Genomic DNA, 712 nt, shown 5'->3' on the forward strand with positions numbered 1-712 from the left:
CAAGCGAATCAGTAAGTTCTTTGTTTACAAGACCATTTTTGTGACCTGGTACATGTGGGATTAGTAAGTTTTTTTTACTATGACAAATAATTTTTGCTATTTGAGGATCAAGCTCAGGATGCTTAGGCTCTAATAACTTTAAAATGTCCTTTTCATTTATTTTTCTTGTTTTTCCATTTTCGGTTACACCATTTTTTATCTTATCAACACTTAGTAATTTTGTTATTTCTATACTTTGTCCCTGATAACGAATAATTGTAGATTCATCAATTTTAAATTCATTTTTATCCTTAATAGGGTTGGATTTATTTTTATCATTTGACTTAGTAGTTGGGGCAGCATTTTTCTTGTTAGATTGTGTTTGTTTTACTGTATTTAATATAACGGTTTGAGTATTTGATAGTTTGTCATTATCCCCACTTTTTATTGATTGATTTGTATTTTCTTCGATTGTATTAGCATTAGATGATTCCGTTGCTACTTTGTTAACTTCTTTCGATTCAGATTGATTCCCTTCAGTATTATTGTTAATCTCGTTTAAATAATCTAATAAATCCATTTGATTTTCCTCCTTATTTAATGATTTCGCCAAATGTCATATTTTGTTCAATTAGCCATTCTTGCGGAAATGCTTGTTCCTGTAGTTTACTCAGTAATTTATCGAGTGAATAACTACTCACATTTCGTTCATTGTAAAAATGGTTAGTAAAAA

General features: G+C 28.9%; 1 protein-coding gene. It reads right to left on the minus strand.

Annotated features, from left to right (window positions below; translation table 11 throughout):
• The coding region (locus RCF13_RS11770; protein WP_308141210.1) for a hypothetical protein at positions 1–559 on the minus strand (559 nt) is incomplete at its 3' end.
• Positions 560–712 lie beyond the last annotated feature (153 nt).

Origin of the sequence: Stenotrophomonas maltophilia group sp. RNC7 (genome assembly GCF_030910085.1) — a bacterium.
Taxonomy (GTDB): domain Bacteria; phylum Pseudomonadota; class Gammaproteobacteria; order Xanthomonadales; family Xanthomonadaceae; genus Stenotrophomonas; species Stenotrophomonas sepilia.